Genomic DNA, 18167 nt, shown 5'->3' on the forward strand with positions numbered 1-18167 from the left:
ATAGGCAAATGTCCATTTTTAGTAAACTAGAGAAACGAGTTCAAAAGACTTAGCGTCTTAGCGGTAAAAAATAAATTCGATAATCAAACCATGGAGGAAAGCAAGTACTAACGCTTAAGTAGCAAATCTTTGTGTCCTTTGTGAATTTCTTCGAGCCTTTGTGGTAAAAAATAAGCTCAATGTCTCCTCGAGCGTAGCCGAGAGGCAAATATCCATTTTTAGTAAACAAGATAAACGAGTTCAAAAAACTTAGCGTCTTAGCGGTAAAAAATAAATTCGATAATCAAACTTCAGAAGAAAGCAAGTGCTTAAGCCTAAGTAGCAAATCTTTGTGCCCTTTGTGAATTTCTTCGAGCCTTTGTGGTAAACAAATAAGGTCAATTGTCTCATCGAGTGTAGTCGAGAGGCAAATATCCACTTTTACTGTAGAAGTGAAACAAGTTCAAAAAACTTAGCGTGCTAGCGATAAAAAATAATTTCAAAGTCAAATAAAAATTAGTCGATAATACCGCTTTGCAAAAAGGGACAAACTAGAAAAAAAGTATTTGAAATTATTCTTTAAAATCAAACCTTTAAATTAATCATGGCAACAATGTCAAAAGCTACCACAAACCGAAATTTATGGTAGCCTAATTAACATTCTTACTCTGGACAGGTCTTTATTTCCGCCTTAAAGACACTTGAGCTAATGGTCTCAAAACCCGGCTCCAGCGTTATAGAGTTACCCGCCTGGAAACTCACATATGGTTTCGGATCTACAGCAGGAATCCCCACTTTCTTGTCTGAAGTCAAGGTCTGTACAGCTTTAATCACTTCGGTTCCTGTATTGATGTCATCGATAACTTGGACATTGTTTTCAATAACATGGATTGCTACCTGTTTGGAGCCTCCTAGGCTGCAATTCACTTGATAAACAGTTGAAACCGTTAGATTGATTGTTAAACTTGCTCCGGTCTGTACAGAAACGCCATCATCCCAAGAAACGGTACCTGTACAACCATTGGAGTTGAGCGTAAGGGTTTGATTTGGACATAAAAGTGTATCTGTCGGAGAAACCGAGAAAATAATATTGTTTGTCACTAATATTTCATCGGTAGCTGTATTGGTGCATCCATTTTCGTCTGTAAAAGTATAGGTGATTGAATGCGTTCCAATGCCTGCTATTGATGGGTCAAAATCAAATGTACCATTTTGATCGGTTACACCTATACCAGCGTATACACCAATGGTTTGTGTATTACTTACTGGGTTTCCTCCAATGATCCCTGTTTGAATTCCTGCAAAAATTGATATTTCTGAAAGGCTAAGATTGAGAGAAACCACCGGCCGAGGATTAACATGGACCAAGCTAGTATCATAAACGGTACAACCACTGCCATCACTTACCAGAACCAGCCATATATCACCATTGGCGATATCAGAGGTGGTATAAGTATTGGATGGGTCATAGAATGAAATGCTGTTTCCTGAATTTGTACTGCCTTTTTGCTGTTTAAAGAAGGCGTAGCCAAGGTTTGCACCCATAGGAGTAGCAGTGAATGTTATGGATTCTCCCTCACACACCGGTCCGTTGTTTGTCAATGACACTGTTTGATTTACGAAAGTCACTGCTACATCACAGCTGCTTTGGTTTGTGCCATCAGTGGCAAAAACCGTCACTGTGTTTGTTCCCACCCCACTGAAATTCGTTTGACTCAAACTTAGAGTTGGGTTGGCAATGCAGTTATCCGTGGCGGTTACATCCAGCATTTCTGCGGTAAGTATTGTTTCACCACAAAAATCAAGAGCAATTTCTTTGGTGGTAGGGCAGTTAATTACTGGGGCAATAATATCAACACCCGCATTTAATACAATGTTTGTTTGCTCTGATGTACACAATGCATTACCGGTATCTCTAACTTTAACTGTGTACGTTCCGTCTGTCAAACCTGTAAAAAGTCCTGTAGTATTGCTAGTAGCAAAGTCATCGATTGAATATTCTATACCTGTACAGTAGGTACAAGAGGCTGTTACGGATATTTGACCATCATCGGCTCCCGGACAGGTCTCTACTGTAGGAGTTACAGATGCAATGGCGATGTCGCAGCAAATCGTAATGTCTACCATAAAACTATCCACATCATAACAACCTGTAGTAGCATTAGCCACCATCACATAAATCTTTTGGTCGCTTGAGATTTCCAAAATTGAAAGCTCATTGCTCACGTCAGTTGCACTTTGAGGCACCTGACTGTGGAAGGTGGTGGTAGTGCCCGCCACACTATTATCATCAGTAATGGTCAATGTTGCCAAATCCACCACATTTGATGGACAAGTATTTACCTGCGTTGCAATATTGGTGATAGAGGGTTTTGGCTGCACATTGATGGTAATATTGGCCGTGGCTGCGAAGTTTGGCGTACAAGCGATGCCCCCGTATTCTACAAAATAACCTGCAATTTGATCACCCGAATTTGAGTAACCGGCTATTGGGAAATCATTCCATTTGCCAGTAGTACGCATATGAAGATATTCTTCATTGTTTTGATAGTTATTAGGCTCACCTGAAATCCAATTTTGATAGACTCCTGAGATAGCTACTCCTCCTATATTTCCATCCCAAAATTGGAGTCCATTTCCATTGTCTACCAAAGCTTCTGGGCCTGTGACCCATCGCCAATCGCCACCATTTACACCGTTTATTTCTTTTCCACCAAGCCAGCCTTCACCCTGGAGTTTTGAAAACACAAAGCCATTTTCTTCCTGAGAAGTAATTGTAGCCAAATAACCGGATTGTCCATAAAGCGTTCGGACTTCCGCAGCTGCCTTTGCGGCGGTCCAGCTAATTCCCGGAGCAGCAACATATTCATAATAATGGCCATTAGGTTCAAAATACAGTTCCTCTCCTGCGGCTTTGGCCAAGTAGGTCAAAGAAACATTGCCTGTTACTCCGTTAGCAGGGGTAAAAGTGAAATTTCCGTTGCCATTGTCTGTCAATGTACCGTCTGATGGGTTGGTCAAAGAAACTTCCTGTACTTCCAAAACAGAGTTGTTTGAAGTATTGTCATTGGCCAAAAGCGAGGCTGCAGTAAAGGTGAAACTTCCATCTACACAGGCATCGATTTGATCATCAGTCAACGAAATAGTGAAGAAATTCGGGTTTTCAACAATAGTCACTTCCACGCTACAAGTACTTGTCAATGTAGCATCATCGGTAGCAGTGACGGTAACGGTATATGTTCCTGGCGTAGTGAAGGAGTATTGACTTAAAGTAATTGTAGGGGTACCGCAATTATCAGTTGCCGTGATTCCTAAGCTATCGGCATTGATGGTTTTTTCGTTACAAAGATCGATCGTAAAAGTAGCTGTGGCTGGGCAACCAACCAGTGTAGGAGGAATATTATCTTCTACAGTTACATTAAACGTACATAAGGAGGTATTACCTGATGCGTCGGTGGTCGATAATGTAATCGTATTGGTTCCCAAAGCCAAAGAACTTCCCGCAGCCGGGCTCTGGGTTATCACAAAACCACTTCCAGCATTGCCAGGAGAATTGGCAGTAAAGCTTAGGGGAACTGGAGTGTCTTTGTTAACGGAGCTTCCATCACCTAACGCTCCTCCTTGATTACGGCCCCAAGAATACAATTCTCCATTGCTTCTTTGGCCAACATTGCTGTAGGTTTTTGTAGTTACCGAAGACCAATCTGTTATGTTACTTACTAGTACAAAGCTATTTGAGCTGTTATTTGTACCGTTACCTAATTGACCTTCATCATTTGATCCGGTTGCCCAGGCTGTTCCATTCGATTTTAAAGCAATACTATGTATTTCACCTCCAGAAACTGATACCCAGTCTATTGCTGTACCTATTTGTACCGGAGTATATCTGTCTGTATTTGTTCCATCACCCAACTGACCATAAAAATTCCAGCCCCATGCCCAAAGGGTGCCGTTGTCTTTTATTCCATGGCTTTGTCCGTTTCCAGCCGAAACAAAAGACCAATCGGTGTCTGTCCCAACCTGAACAGGCGAATTTGAGCTGGCTCCCCCTGTTCCTAATCGACCATCAGCATTCCAGCCCCATGCCCAAAGACTTCCGTCTGTTTTAATTGCAAGGCTATGATAGAAACCGGCTGATACAAAATCCCAATCTGTATCCGTTCCAATTTGTACGGGAGTGGCTTTGGGTGAAATGGTTCCATCCCCTAATTGTCCTTGAATATTCGTTCCCCAAGCCCACAAAGTACCATTTGATTTTATAGCTAAATTATGGTTGTATCCTGCTGAAACCTTTGTCCAATCTGTATCTGAGCCAATTTGCGAAATGGTATTTACTGTATTAAATGTGCCATTGCCTGCCTGGCCGCCATTATTCTGCCCCCAGCCATAGAGTGTTCCATTCTCTTTTAGTGCAATACTATATGCTTCACCAGCAAATACAGCTGACCAATCGATGTCTGTTCCTACCTGTATTGGGCTAAGACTCGTTCCGTTTGCAGGACCGTCACCAAACTGACCAAAGCCATCAAATCCCCAAAGCCATAGGCTGCCATCTGCCGCTACACCCATACCATGAAAAGAGCCTTCTGAATAGGTATTGGCTAAGTAGGTGCTGCTGCTTCCGGCATTAGGAGCTCCACAATTGTCTGTGGCTGAAGCATCGCCTGTATAATCGGCCAGGGTTGCTGTGCATAAGCCCGGCTCGGTATAAACCGTAACATCGGTTGGGCAAGTTATAGTTGGCGAAATGGTATCCAAAACGGTCACGGTGCAGTGTACGGTATCTATATTGCCATTTCCGTCGGTTGCGGTAAGCACTACGGTGTTCGCACCGATATTCTCACAGCTGAAGTTTATCAGAGGGTTTGTCTCAGTCACTGTTCCGCAATTGTCAGTACTACTGCCATCGCCAAGGCTATTGGCTGCTAGAGTGGCTGTTCCGGCTGCATCTAGGTAAAGTGTTATTTGTGAAGCAGGACATACTGCTATTGGCGGAGTATTGTCAACACCGGCAGACACAATTACATTGCTTTGCGTAGCAATACAGCCCACATCACCACTGTCTCTTACTTTTACGGTATAAGTTCCATCTACCAGACCTGTGAATATTCCTGTTGTATTTGGAGCAGTAGCAAAATCATCAATGGAGTATTCGATACTTGCACAAGTGGTACAAGTAGCCACTACGCTTATTTCACCGTTATCAGCTCCAGGGCAGGTTTCGTCAGTTGGGGTAGCGGAGGTTATAGCAATATCGCAAGCTAATACGGCTGAGCCGCTTATTGCAAAAGTGTATGTAGCTTCATTGCAATCATCACTTGTGATATTTACAATAGCCGAATGTGTGCCTGCCGTAGTTGGAGTATATCTAATTATAAAAGTTAGGTCTGAGCCTCCGTTTGCGATAGTAGAAGACGAAGGCTGTTGTAATACACTAAATTCGCTGTCACCTGTGAGTGTCACTTGATTGGTCGATGCAAGGTTAAGTGTTGAAGTACCTAGGTTTTGGATGGTAAAAGTTTTTTCTATTGGCGTTTCGGTATCTGTTCCTCCAAAGTCAGTATGATCTGTTGTATTCGGTGTAATATCACCGCTTGCAATGTCTTCACTATTTCCTTGAATATTGATTTCAGGTTTTACGACGGTCACCAATTGGCTATCCACTTTGATATTTCCATTTCCGTCATTTGCCGTCCAATACACCTTGGTAGTTCCTAAAGGGAATGTGCCAGGTGCATCATTACTTACAGTGATATTGCTAGAGCAGTTATCGCTTGTTGTGGCCGATCCCAGAGCTGGACTATCAACACCGTCGCAGGTATTGTTATTGGCCACCAAAATAATATCTACTGGTGCGGCGATTGTTGGAGCTGTAACATCATCTACCGTGATTGTCTGTACGCCAGAGGCAGTATTTCCAGAATTATCAGTGGCAGTCCATGTTCTGGTGATTGTTTGATCATTTCCTGTAGGTGTTTCTGGATTTTGGGCAAAAGTAACCGACACGTCATTATCACAGTTATCAAATGCGGTCACGATTGGAACAGCTGGCAAGTCGCTTAAACATTGGATGGTAATATCAGCTGGAAGTGTATTTTCTATAGAAGAATTTGCGGAATTAATAATAAAATTATCAATGGCAGCATAGGCTTTGCCTCTACCCAATAAATCAAAAACAATTACGATGTTCTCGTTTGTTGCAGCAGATACATCCAAACCAGCAGTAACAGTCTTCCAGTTGTAAGTGAATGGCGAACTAGATGGTAAGCCTACAACAGTGTCCTGTGCTATAATAGTGCTTGCATTGGGGTTTGTGATGCTGAAGTTGTTTAGTGGATTATCATAGACAACAAGTCTCATTTCGGGTACGTCTGGATAGCTTGTATGAATACCGTCAACGAATATGGTAGTGCCATCCCAGGAGAGACCAATGGGTGATAAGTCAAATTGAACGTTTAAATAATCATTTCCCTGCTTATTAAATTTGAATCCCAATAAATCATCTTGCCCACCAGGAGAGCCGCCGCCGCTATTCCATATACCTAAGGAATAATTTCCAGCCTGCCCTGTATTGTCGCTATAAACGTTATTTGAGCCATTGTTTAATAAGGTTTCAACCGTAAATCGTTGTAAAAATGCTGACCCAAATAATTGAGTTACAGTTTGCTGAATGGAAACATCTTTGAAATTATCAGTACCATCTACTGGAGTGATTAATGGCGTTTCAAAATTGTTATCAAATAGAGAAATTATGGATTCATCTATGAAAGTTGGAGCTTCAGTATCTACTCCTGCAGCAACGACCACATTGCTTTCTGTGGCATTGCACCCTGCATCTCCACTGTCTCTTACTTTTACCGTGTAGGTTCCATCTGCTAATCCGGTGAAAGTACCTGTGGTATTAAATGTCGCAAAATCATCAATAGAATATTCTATACTGGTACAAGTGGTACATGTAGCCACAACTATGATTTGACCATCATTGGCTCCGGGGCAGGTTTCTGCTGTTGGCGTAACGGAGGTGATGGCAATGTCGCAACTCAGTTCTACAGTCACTACTGCAACGCAAGTATTTTGATTGCCGTTGACGTCGGTGACGGTCACGGTAACATTATTAGTGCCAACATCTGCAGAGTTAAAATTGGTTTTACTTAAAACACTTGTAGCAATTCCACAATTGTCAGTAGCTGATGCCAATACATCATTGACGTCCAAAGTACCGTTTCCATTATTGTCTAAAACCAAAGTAAATGCTTGACAAGTAACGACTGGCAGGGTATTGTCTACTCCTGCGGCTACTATCACATTACTTTCTGTGGTATTACATCCAGCATCTCCGCTGTCTCTTACTTTTACCGTGTAGGTACCATCTGCTAAACCTGTAAATATGCCTGTTGTATTTGGAGCCGTAGCGAAATCATCAATGGAGTATTCAATACTTGTACAAGTGTTACAAGTTGCTATCACAGTAATTTCTCCGTTGTCTGCTCCAGGGCATGTTTCGTCTGTTGGCGTAGCGGAGGTTATAGCGATATCGCAGCTCAATTCTACAGTCACCACTGCTACACAAGTATTTTGATTTCCGTTGACGTCGGTGACGGTCATGGTAACATTGTTTGTGCCAACATCTGCAGAAGTAAAATTGGTTTTACTTAAAACACTTGTAGCAATTCCACAATTGTCAGTTGCAGATACTAATACATCATTGACGGCCAGAGTGCCGTTTCCACTATTGTCCAAAACCAAGGTGAATGCTTGGCAGGTAACTACTGGAGGTGTATTATCTACCCCTGCAGCAACGACCACATTGCTTTCTGTGGCATTGCACCCTGCATCTCCACTGTCTCTTACTTTTACAGTGTAGGTTCCATCTGCTAATCCAGTGAAAGTACCTGTGGTATTAAATGTCGCAAAATCGTCAATCGAATATTCAATGCCGCTACAAGCAGAACAAGTAGCCACTGCACTGATTGATCCATCATTTTCTCCGGGACAGGTTTCTGCAGTTGGAGTGACGGAGGAAATAGTAAGGTCACAAGGATGGATCAGTGTTAGGGAAAATTGATCAATAAAAGCATCAGAATTACTGGTTTGGGTATTTGAACAATCGGTGACTTCGTCAGTCACATTGACCGTAAGCGTTAGGTTGAAAGTTCCCCCTGCTGTTCCAGTTGCAGTTAATCCTGCCAATTGAGCTGGAGTAAGTGTCCAGGTACCATCGTTATTATTTGTACCAGCCGAAAAATTGACGGAAGCAGGTACGCCCGAAATCACAGCGTTATCTAAGGTTTCACTTCCATCTGTGTCGCTGGAACCTGTCGTATTGATTGTCAAACTAATAGTATTGTTCACATTTCCACTTCCGTCTTCTATGGAAATCCCAGGATTATCGGCTACTGGTGTAATATCAATGTTTAGAGTTCCTACGGATAAAGCTTGTACATCGAATGTGACATTGGAGGTAGAGAAAAGCCCTGCTCCGTTGCTGATAGTGTAAGAAAAGCCATCGGCACCGCTATAACCTACATCTGGTGTGTAAGTAAATGTATCATCACCATTTTTGACGATCGTACCATGGTCTGGTTGAGTAAAATTAGTGATACTGATTGTTCCGCCAGCAGGGTCAGTGTCATTGGCCAGTGGGTTAAAGGTCATGTCAAAATCTACTACCGCCAATACCTGATCAGGAATACTGGTAAAAAGAGTATTTGAGAAACCACCGATATAGGCAATGCCACCCCCTTGATTTCCTGCCGAACGCATAAATATTTGAGAAAACGCAGCTGAACTTAGGTAAAATTCGGTAGCATCATCCAATTCAATGGTTGCAAAAGATATTTCCGGTCTGGCACTTATTGGTGTCCAAGATGGAATGCTTACTGGCTGCCCAAGTGTTAGATCTTGGAGAGAAACAGATGAGGTAGCCGAGGTGGAGGTAATCAATACCACTGAGGCAGTGGAGGTGGATCCAAGAACGGTAGTTCTAAACCTGAAATCGCCTTTCCCGTTTACATTTAGAGGGGCTATTACTGTAAGGCCAGGTTCTCCGCCCACCTTTCCTGTGCAATTGTATACATAAGCTGGCTTAGATGTGCTGATATAATGTGGAGAATTTGTGGCAATTGTTACCGATTCCAAGTCGAGTATATAAAACTGACCTTCATTGATGGTCGCTTTTAATTGCCCATTTACTGAAACAGTTGTATTGTTTTCTGTAGCTACTACGTAGGCCTCATCTGGATTCGAATTCCCACTGCTTTTAAATACTACATATTCTATTCCGAGTTTTGAAACCGGCACCGTCTGTTCCCAGCCGTTATCAGTGCCTGGGTTATAGGTCAAACCAAAAGAACCGCTGCTTACCGCTATCGGTTTATCTGAAACAACTTTGGCCCCGGTTAAATTATTCGCAACATTGTCACTCGAAATCAGATAGCTTTCACCTTCATTTAAGGTTACGCTAACTGTTGATAGAGTAGTACCTGCCCAATTCCATGTCGTATTAGGCGGTGTGGTAAAAGTAACTGAGGTGTTATTTTCGATAGCCATTACAGATATAACAGAGCGAGAAGGAAATGTGCCTACTTCACCGTTATTCTCATAGGTTTGCAGTTGCGTGGTGCCATTGAAAAACTTGCCTTGCTGAGCTACATAAAATTCTGTACCTAAAGCATCGGTGCTTTTTGAATGTAAAAATGATTGACCTCCTCCACCTTCTTGTACTATTTGGGCATTTATAGGTATGTTAGAAACTACCTTTATGCCATTGTTTCCGATAGAATTGAAGGAGTTTCTGTTCCCTATTGTAGTTAATTCAGCTATATTAACCTGTAAATTATCGGTGTATAAAGGAATTTTGTTTGTCACATTAGGTGTCACTGTAAAAGTCTGATTATAGCCGGCTAATGTTGTTACGTTAACAGTGGCATTTCCCGGTCCCTCTGTACTTAGCCAAAGGGCCGAGCTTTTTCTGGAAACATTCTTGCTGTTCCACTTCTCTGGCAAATAATGCACTAAACCAGAGGTTAAAGAACCTCCCACCACTACTTGCACAGTGGCCTGTGCAGTATTGCCATTTCCATCATTGATCTCATAAGTGAAAACGTCTGTACCGCTAAAACCATTTGATGGTGTATAGTCTATGTTGTTTCCGTTTAGAACAGCAGTACCGTTTGTTGGATTGTTTAGAATTGCTACACTAAGCGGGTCATTTTGGGGATCGGTGTCATTACCTGTTACATCGATGCTTACTAGCGTATTTGCTGCGGTAAGGGCGATATCATTATTTGCAGTGAGTCCGGTAATTGGGTCTGCAAAAGCGTATTTAATGGTCTCACATCCTGCCGCATTGGCATCTGGTGTATAGGAAATGGTATTATCAGGATTTACTACTGAAATACCTTTACTACCGCTTTCGAGCAAAATAATCGTACGATCTGTGCCACAATTGGTGTTTTGATCGTTGGCTAAAATATCGATACTTGCAATTGGGGTATCTTCGGTAGTGCTTGCAGCATCATCAAAGAGGATTGCCGGAGTGACCGGACCTGATGGGACCACAACTCCTGCCTGCTCTGCAGTACATCCAGCATCGCCGCTGTCTCTCACTTTTACGGTGTAGGTTCCACCAGCAAGGCCGGTGAAAGTTCCCGTAGTATTTGGGGCTGTTGCAAAATCATCTATTGAATATTCAATACTTGTACAGGCAGTGCAGGTAGGAATTACAGCTATCTCGCCATCATTGGCCCCTAGACAGGTTTCTGCTGTTGGAGTGGATGAAGTGATCGCGATGTCGCAAGAAGGCACTACTTCTATTTCATCAGTTGCCGAACTGGAACATCCGTTAGCATTTGCAAATGTGTAGGTAATAGTATGCGTTCCCAAACCAGCAGTAGCGGGATCAAAAAAGAAAGATCCACCTCTGTCTGTCACTCCGGGACCCGAATACACACCCGTAGTTTCATAATATTGACCAAAAGTAAAACTTCCTGTAGCAGCTCTTGAAGGTGCTGTGCCATTAAAGTCCTCTTTTGCGGTTGGATTTAGATTTCTTGTGCCCAGACTCTGACCTGAAATCATATTGAAGGTCACGGGTAAATAGAGCCTTCTATTGGTCGCTGTATGAATGATTGTTATGATGTTGGGTCCACCTGTAAGAGTAGCCGTTGAGTTTGTCTGATCGTAGGTAAGTGAAGGGAAATTTGAAGTGTTTCCACCGGAAACACTCACACTAAAATCAGATGACGTGGTGGAGGAGTTACCCTGGAAAACATCAAAATCTATGTGACCTGTGGCTACTCCACCATCTACAAAAGAAACATTATCAATTAAGATATTATCAGTAGTATTTTGTACTACACCGGTTGGACTACCGCCTGAAATACCGGTTTGAACCCCGGCATCAAGGTCTATTTGAGATAAAGTAGAAGTGAATGCCACCGTTGGTAATGCATTAACGGTGCCACTTACAGCCACCGTTTGGTCAGTAGCACCAGTACTGCTGCAGGTTAAATTTCCACTTGGTGTACCAGTTGCCGTAGAGGCCATACGAACATAAATAGTGGTACTGGCTACGCTGCCGCCACTTTGAGTAAGGCTTACGGAAGTACCAAAACCTGTACCGCTGCTGGTGCTTGTTTCAAAGCCTGTAGGGGCGGTTACAGTGATATCTGCTGTGAGGTCTGAGCCACTAATGGTGAAAGTTTGCTCAGCTGAGACTGAGCCTGAGCAAGCGGAAAATGAAGTTAGGGTACCTGTCGCAGTGACGGATGGTAATGCTGCCTGATCATAAAAGTAGGCAGAACCGGCGTTTTGAAGAGGATTATTACCAGAGGCATCCTTATCTTCAAAGGGGATTCCAACCACTGCATAATTTCCATCTATAGCTACAGAGATGCCAAATCCATCGCTAGATCCTCGTTCATCGAAAGGGAATCCCGACCGAGTACTACTCACAGTCTTGATAATCTGGTCCCAGTTGTTTTGGGCGTGCAGGCTTCCTACTACTATTAGGAGTGTGATTGAAAAAGTATAGCGTAAAAGTGTTTTCATGAGATGGTTTTGAGGTTTACTTACTGATAATCGGAATTGTAAAAACGGTTTTGTCTAATGGATTTGAAGTTATTTGTTCGCTTAAGCGACTCAAAATTTCTGGGATATAAGCCCGATTTTTGGGATAGAATTTAAGTTTGGTCAGATAAGTTTTTAGTGCAAAACTCCTTCAATAGCCTCCAACAAATCACTATTTTTGAAAGGCTTAGTGAGCAAAGCCTTGGCATTGGAGCTGCCAATTTTTTTCTGAAATTGGGTGCTATCATAGGCTGTTAAATAAATAAAAGGAATGCTGAATTGATGATGAATTTGATGACTCAGGTTAATTCCATCCATTGTACTTTCGCCGAGATTTATATCCAGAATAGTTAGGTCAATTACCTGATTTTTAAGTATTTCTATGGCTATGTTGGCATTTTTTGCTTCAAATACCTGATAGCCGTTTTCGGTTAAAACTTTTTTGGTCAACCTCCTGTTGAGATAATCATCCTCTACCAATAAAATCGTTTTCCCACCCATATTCTGACCAAATTTTTAAGGTTTGGTAAATAAAAACTTTTCCTTTTCTCTTTTATTTATTGCTTTTCTACAAGCGTCATGCTTCGTCTGCTTATTCTCAAATGGGTGCCATCTCGCAGTGAAACCAATGACTCTTTTGGCTTTACTTTTTTGACATACTTCATGTTAACAATGTGAGAGCGGTGAATCCTCTTAAACAAGGGCATGCCTTGAAGAAGTTTTTGAAATACGAGCAAAGTGTAGCCCGATATCTCCTTTTTCCCGTTGCTGAAATGAAGAATGGTATAGTTATTTGAGGCTTCTAAGTAGAGCAGTTTAGAATGTACCTGCTCCAAATGAAGATTACGCTTTATCTCTTTTACCGTATTCATGCCTGTTTTGTTAAACCAAAATGGACTTAATTCATTTTAGAGAAATGAATTTATTTTAAGTGGCTTTGAAGGCAAAATTTTTGGGATAAAAGCGAGGTTTCAGGGATGGAAAATCATTATTGAAGATTTTTCTGGTATTTTTTTGAAAGAGGTATGGGTGTATTTTTAATTACCACATTTTGAGCATTAAACTTTTCTATTTTGGTCTTGTTTACCACAAAAGCACGGTGTGTTTGTACAAATAATTTAGCAGGCAAAACTTCCAAAATTTGGGAAATAGTAGAGCGGTATCTAAAGGTCTTTTGGACTGTAGAAATCAGCAGATAGTTTCCCTCAGACTCTATATGGTCTATTTCATTGATAGCAAGCTCCACCTTAAACTCCCCATCTTTGACCATAATGGTAGTTTTCGGTAAGTGGCCATTAAATAGAGCCAGCTCCACAGCGGCTACCAAATCACTGTTTTTAAAGGGTTTAGTCAAATAAGAATGCGGTGCTGTTTTTATAGCTTCGCCTATAATTTTCGGGTTTTCATAGGCGGTGAGATATATAAAGGGAATTTTAAATTCATCTTGGATTTGTTGACCGAGGTTTATGCCGTTTCGCTCATTTTCACCCAGATTAATGTCTAAAATAGCCAATTCGATAGATTCTTTTTTCAAAAGCTCCAAGGCGACCACGGTATTTTTGGCTTCCAGAACTTCATAGTCCATTTCATTTAGTACTTTCTTGGTGAGCCTGCGATTCAGGAAGTCATCTTCTACTATTAATATGTTCTTTTTGTTCATAGTAATGCTTATCTAAAAATAATAGTCAGGTCTAGGCCTTTACCTTCTTTGGTTTCAATGTCTGCATTTAGTTGATCAATCAATCCCTTTGTAATTTCTATGCCTAGGCCAAAAGTCTTTACTTTTTCGAAATCGAAACCCTTCCCATTATCTTTGTAATGGAGCTTATTTTTCAGGCTGTGTAGGTCATGGCTTATATTGATTTGAATATGTCCTTTTTCTTGGTCTTTGAAGGCATGTTTCATGCTGTTGCTCAGCAGCTCTACGATGATCAAGCCAATAGGCAATGCTTTGCTTAGAGGCAAGGTTTCTACCTCGCAATTCATAGATAGTTCGACCTGCTTAATTCCGGTATTGTATGATTCTAATACCAACTCGGAGAGTTCGTTCACATACCTATTAAGTTCCACGTCATCCACGCTTTCGTCTACATTGAGTTTTTTGTGAAGTAGGGCAATAGAATGAATACGGTTTTGATTGTTTCGGATCAGGTCTTCCATAGAGCTATGACCAATAGACTCTTTTTGAATTTCCAGCAGACTTATCACATATTGTAGGTTATTTTTAACGCGGTGCTGAAGTTCAGAAAGCAGAATCTCTTTTTGTTCAACACTTTTGTGAAGTTCACTCACTTGCTTTTCAATAATTGAGGCTTGAGCGTTAATCTTCCGATTTTTTACATTAGAGCTAATTACAGCACCCAAAAGCACTAAAACTAGTATGGAAATTAAGATAATTAGTTGATTTTTATTTCGTATGGTTTCTTCTTTTTTATCATTTTGAAATTGCTCTTCCAACTTTCGAATTTCGGTTTTTCGTTCAAGCTCATCGCTCTTTTCAAGTTCCTTTAAGGCGAAATTTGCATAATAATAGGCAGAGTCTGGTTCATTCAGTTCTTTGTAAATTTGTGCCTTTAAACTGGGAGTTAGGTATTTGTCGCTAGAAACAACCCGATCGAAGTAGTGAAACGCGGAGTCAATGTAAACTAATGCATTTTTGGGTTGATTCAATTTAAAGTAACTTTTTGATACGTTTGAGAAGGTAACCAAAACACCCCTAAAGTCATTGATCTTTCTTTTTATTGAAATTTCCTTTAAATAGTATTCGATCGAGCGTTTTGTGTTGCCCTGATAATTATGGCATGTTCCTATCAAAAAATATGCATCGCATAAATCTCTATATTTCTTGTACTTTTGAGCATAAAGAACGGCTTGTTTGGCCAAAGACATGGTCGAGTCCAGACTTGCCACAAAGCCTATTTGTTCCAGCTTTTGGAGTTGAATATTTTCATCGGAATTACTCCCTTCTGTTACTCTATGAATAGAAGCCAGCCGAATCAAAATCGTGCTGTTTAAATGGTCAATTTTATATTTATCGCATTGTTTACGAGCTTTGGTTAAATAATTATAAGCAAAGTATAAATCTCCATTGATTTCATGTATCAGGGAGACGTAGATATTGGCTTCGCACGCCAAATCATAAAAGTTTTGCTTCTCCGCCTTTGACAAAACATCTAACAATAATGAGAGAGCTGTTGAGTTTTCATTTCTCTCTAAGTTTGCCTTGGCCCTTTGCAGTAGTAGTTTTGTTTTCTCTTTTTCGTATGTTGATTTTTCAACAATAGTATATAAGCTGTCGGCTTTTTGCTGGGCAATTACAAGATGATTGTAAACAAGCAAACTGTCGATTTCGAGTAAATCTGATTGAATACTTTTTAAATCTTGTGCATAAGATGAGTAAAATGTTAAACTGCAAAATAGCACTAAAAAATAGACATTGGACGAACTTAGTACTTTGCTTAAAAAAGGTATTCTAGATTTATATTCCATATTAATAGTTCAGAGAAACTACAAATCGTCAGCATCTTAGACAAATATAATTGAACAAAATTAGTATATTTATTAAAGAAATCATAAAATCACCTTGGCGTAATAAAAACTCCTTTGTTTTTCTATTCGCTATTTATCATTTGGGTTTTAATATAAATTTTATGATTGGATATAAGTATATGACAAAAAAAGGTAGATATCGATTTTATATTTATTAAGACCTGTTAATAAGACTTTTGACAAATAATCTAATCCAAATTTAATAATGCTTATTGCTCTTCTCCCATGAGTTTTCAATTTTATTAATCTAAAAGAGGTATCTAAATAATCGCCTATCATAATAAGCCCAAGCCCATGTAAATGCTATCATTACTAAAAGTAATAACCTATTCAAACTTTCTTATATTGTTACATGAGTGTCTTCTATGTTAAAGCCGCTGGTTTTCAGTGATTTAAATAATGTTTCTATCTGCCATCTAATGCTATAATATTCCAGAGATTCTTCAGGTAGATTATAGGATACCAAAATCAATAATTCTATTCCTTTTTCTCTTGTAATTGTCTTCGTAGCTGATAAATATACTAGTTCCCCATTTAAATTTACTATTTTAGGATAATGACATACCTCATTGATTTTCAAATTATTAAACAACCAACTTACTTTGACTTCTTTATTTGTTGCTGGTAAAAACACCTTAAAATTGTTTCTGATACGGACATGATATCTAATGCCTTCAGCATTTAAAAATCCAATCCATTTTTCTCCTATAAATTCTCTATCAGCCAAAATGCTATCAATACTTTCTAACCCAAAGTAATCAATATATTTTCTAATCAGCTCAATTCTTTCTTCACAAGAGGAATCACCTCTTTTATCTAACATTTTAAACATTAATGGAAAGGCAACATTCTTATAACTAAACCCTAACATAAAAATATTGATATTGGCTTTACCAAATCCACTGGGGTCGCACACGACTTTGTTCTATCAATAATCAAGATTCTTTTTTCCTGATTAGGTAAAAGTTTAAAAATCAAACTCGCTACAATCTCCATTGAGAAGTTAAAGCCTGACATAAACCTTTGAATCCGTGGATATGAACTATTTTTGTCCGCCTCAGATGCAAATGCTGATGCTAGTCTATCATAATTAATCGTTTTAACCTTGCAGAGAGCTTCAATAAACAAACAAATGAGTAAATTAAAATTATCCTTAAAATGAGGCTTTAATACTAAAATTAGATCACTATTTTTACTGTCAGGGCTGGTATTCAATATTAGGAAAATTTGCGTTATTTTCTCTCTCTAATATGCTGAATATCAGTTTTTTATCCAAATAAAAGCAATTTAATTTTCTTATTTTCAACCAGTTATATTTTTGTCAAGTACTGAACAAATTTAGGCAAAATCTTTCATGATTTTTACCAACAATACGACAAATCGATAATTTACCTCTTTAAGGCTTTAAGCATTTACCAAAAAAATGACATTTACAATCCTCAAGAGTCTATTTATCGTTCATTATCATACAATTACACCAAAAAAGGAGATAACAACCAAGCAATTATCTACGCCCAAAAAGCTGTAGAAATGGCTGAAAAAGTAAAAGATCCTCATCAGAAAATTCAAGCGTATACAGCCCTTTACATTGCTCAACAAAAAGCGGGCTTAACAAGCGACGCCTTTGACAATTTGACTTTGGTAAAAAACCTCGAAGACAGTTTGTATTCCATAGAAAATACAAAAAAAATAGCCGAAATAGAGGCCAAATACGAAACGGTCAAGAAAAACGCAGCCATTGAAGAATTGAAATTGAACCGAAGGGTGCTTGGGGTGAGTCTGGCACTTTTACTCATGGCATCAAGTTCTGTTTTAGGGTATTTTTGGTTTAAAAGAAAAAAGGAAATAGCACTCAGCAATGCCGAAAAAATAATACAGAACGAAAAGCTTCGAAATGCTGAAATCGAACTGGAATTCAAACAAAAAGAACTCACCAGCAAAGTTTTGCAATTGGCCAGGAAAAACGAGTTTTTAAACTAATTAGAATCTGAAATAGTCAGCCTAAAAAGCAATGTAGATCAAACCGTTAGCAAAACCTCAAACCGTATTAGTCGATTGATAAAGGGCGATGTGGCAAATGACAGTCAATGGGAACAGTTTAATGCTGAGTTTGCAGTTTTACATCAAGGTTTTTTAGATGAATTATACCAAAGGCATGGTTCATTTTCGAAAAGTGAAATAAGGCTTGTTTCTCTAATGAAAATGAACATTTCAAGCAAAGACATTGCCGATACGCTCAACATTAGTGCTGAGGGAATCAAAAAAGCCCGCCAAAGATTAAGACAGAAACTCAAGCTCCAGCCAGAAGACGATATTTATTCTTATTTGATGGAGTTGGGATGATTCTTATTTATAAAGAAAAAATGCTGCACTTATTTTTTTAGCTCCAAATTGAAAAAAATATTTAAGTAAAAATTTATTTTGTTTAAAATAGTCTTCGTAAAAAAGTGCCCCGGATCGCCATTCAGGGCCTTTTTTTGTTTGTCCACTTTTTGTCCCGGCTATTTTTTGATTATTTTTCTTGTTACAATTAATATTGTTTAAGTATTTATTCCAAAGTAGATGGCAAA

8 protein-coding genes are annotated in these 18167 nt (G+C 39.6%); 2 read left to right on the forward strand and 6 right to left on the reverse strand.

Annotated elements, in window-relative coordinates:
• Window positions 1–642: 642 nt before the first annotated feature.
• The 6 genes from EGI22_RS04480 to EGI22_RS04505 form a co-directional block, all read right to left on the reverse strand.
• A complete protein-coding gene (locus EGI22_RS04480; RefSeq protein WP_255066665.1) occupies window positions 643–12030 on the reverse strand; it encodes a cadherin-like domain-containing protein in 11388 nt (3795 codons plus the stop codon).
• A gap of 153 nt (window positions 12031–12183) precedes the next feature.
• Complete coding sequence (locus EGI22_RS04485; protein WP_255066666.1) at window positions 12184–12549, reverse strand: response regulator; 366 nt, start codon at window positions 12547–12549, stop codon at window positions 12184–12186.
• Between the two features lie 56 nt (window positions 12550–12605).
• Window positions 12606–12920, reverse strand: a complete 315-nt coding sequence (locus EGI22_RS04490; RefSeq protein WP_255066667.1) for a LytTR family DNA-binding domain-containing protein — start codon at window positions 12918–12920, stop codon at window positions 12606–12608.
• A gap of 116 nt (window positions 12921–13036) precedes the next feature.
• Complete coding sequence (locus EGI22_RS04495; RefSeq protein WP_255066668.1) at window positions 13037–13708, reverse strand: LytTR family DNA-binding domain-containing protein; 672 nt, start codon at window positions 13706–13708, stop codon at window positions 13037–13039.
• 8 nt (window positions 13709–13716) lie between these two features.
• Window positions 13717–15537, reverse strand: coding sequence for a sensor histidine kinase (locus tag EGI22_RS04500; protein WP_255066669.1), 1821 nt, complete (start codon window positions 15535–15537; stop codon window positions 13717–13719).
• A 400-nt stretch (window positions 15538–15937) separates the two neighbouring features.
• The gene (locus tag EGI22_RS04505; protein WP_255066670.1) at window positions 15938–16513 is read right to left on the reverse strand and encodes a transposase; all 576 of its coding nucleotides are present in this window, start codon (window positions 16511–16513) and stop codon (window positions 15938–15940) included.
• A 614-nt stretch (window positions 16514–17127) separates the two neighbouring features.
• Between EGI22_RS04505 and EGI22_RS04510 the strand changes: the two genes are divergently transcribed.
• The gene (locus EGI22_RS04510) at window positions 17128–17577 is read left to right on the forward strand and encodes a hypothetical protein (RefSeq protein ID WP_255066671.1); all 450 of its coding nucleotides are present in this window, start codon (window positions 17128–17130) and stop codon (window positions 17575–17577) included.
• A gap of 75 nt (window positions 17578–17652) precedes the next feature.
• Complete coding sequence (locus tag EGI22_RS04515; RefSeq protein ID WP_255066672.1) at window positions 17653–17940, forward strand: helix-turn-helix transcriptional regulator; 288 nt, start codon at window positions 17653–17655, stop codon at window positions 17938–17940.
• Window positions 17941–18167: the final 227 nt, after the last annotated feature.

Origin of the sequence: Lacihabitans sp. LS3-19, assembly GCF_024343575.1 — a bacterium.
Classification (GTDB): Bacteria; Bacteroidota; Bacteroidia; order Cytophagales; family Spirosomataceae; genus Leadbetterella.

Coding starts and splice junctions, on each gene's coding strand:
- EGI22_RS04490 (WP_255066667.1), bottom strand. CDS start 12,920: ATGAATACGGTAAAAGAGATAAAGCGTAATCTTCATTTGGAGCAGGTA.
- EGI22_RS04510 (WP_255066671.1), top strand. CDS start 17,128: ATGGCTGAAAAAGTAAAAGATCCTCATCAGAAAATTCAAGCGTATACA.
- EGI22_RS04480 (WP_255066665.1), bottom strand. CDS start 12,030: ATGAAAACACTTTTACGCTATACTTTTTCAATCACACTCCTAATAGTA.
- EGI22_RS04495 (WP_255066668.1), bottom strand. CDS start 13,708: ATGAACAAAAAGAACATATTAATAGTAGAAGATGACTTCCTGAATCGC.
- EGI22_RS04500 (WP_255066669.1), bottom strand. CDS start 15,537: ATGGAATATAAATCTAGAATACCTTTTTTAAGCAAAGTACTAAGTTCG.
- EGI22_RS04485 (WP_255066666.1), bottom strand. CDS start 12,549: ATGGGTGGGAAAACGATTTTATTGGTAGAGGATGATTATCTCAACAGG.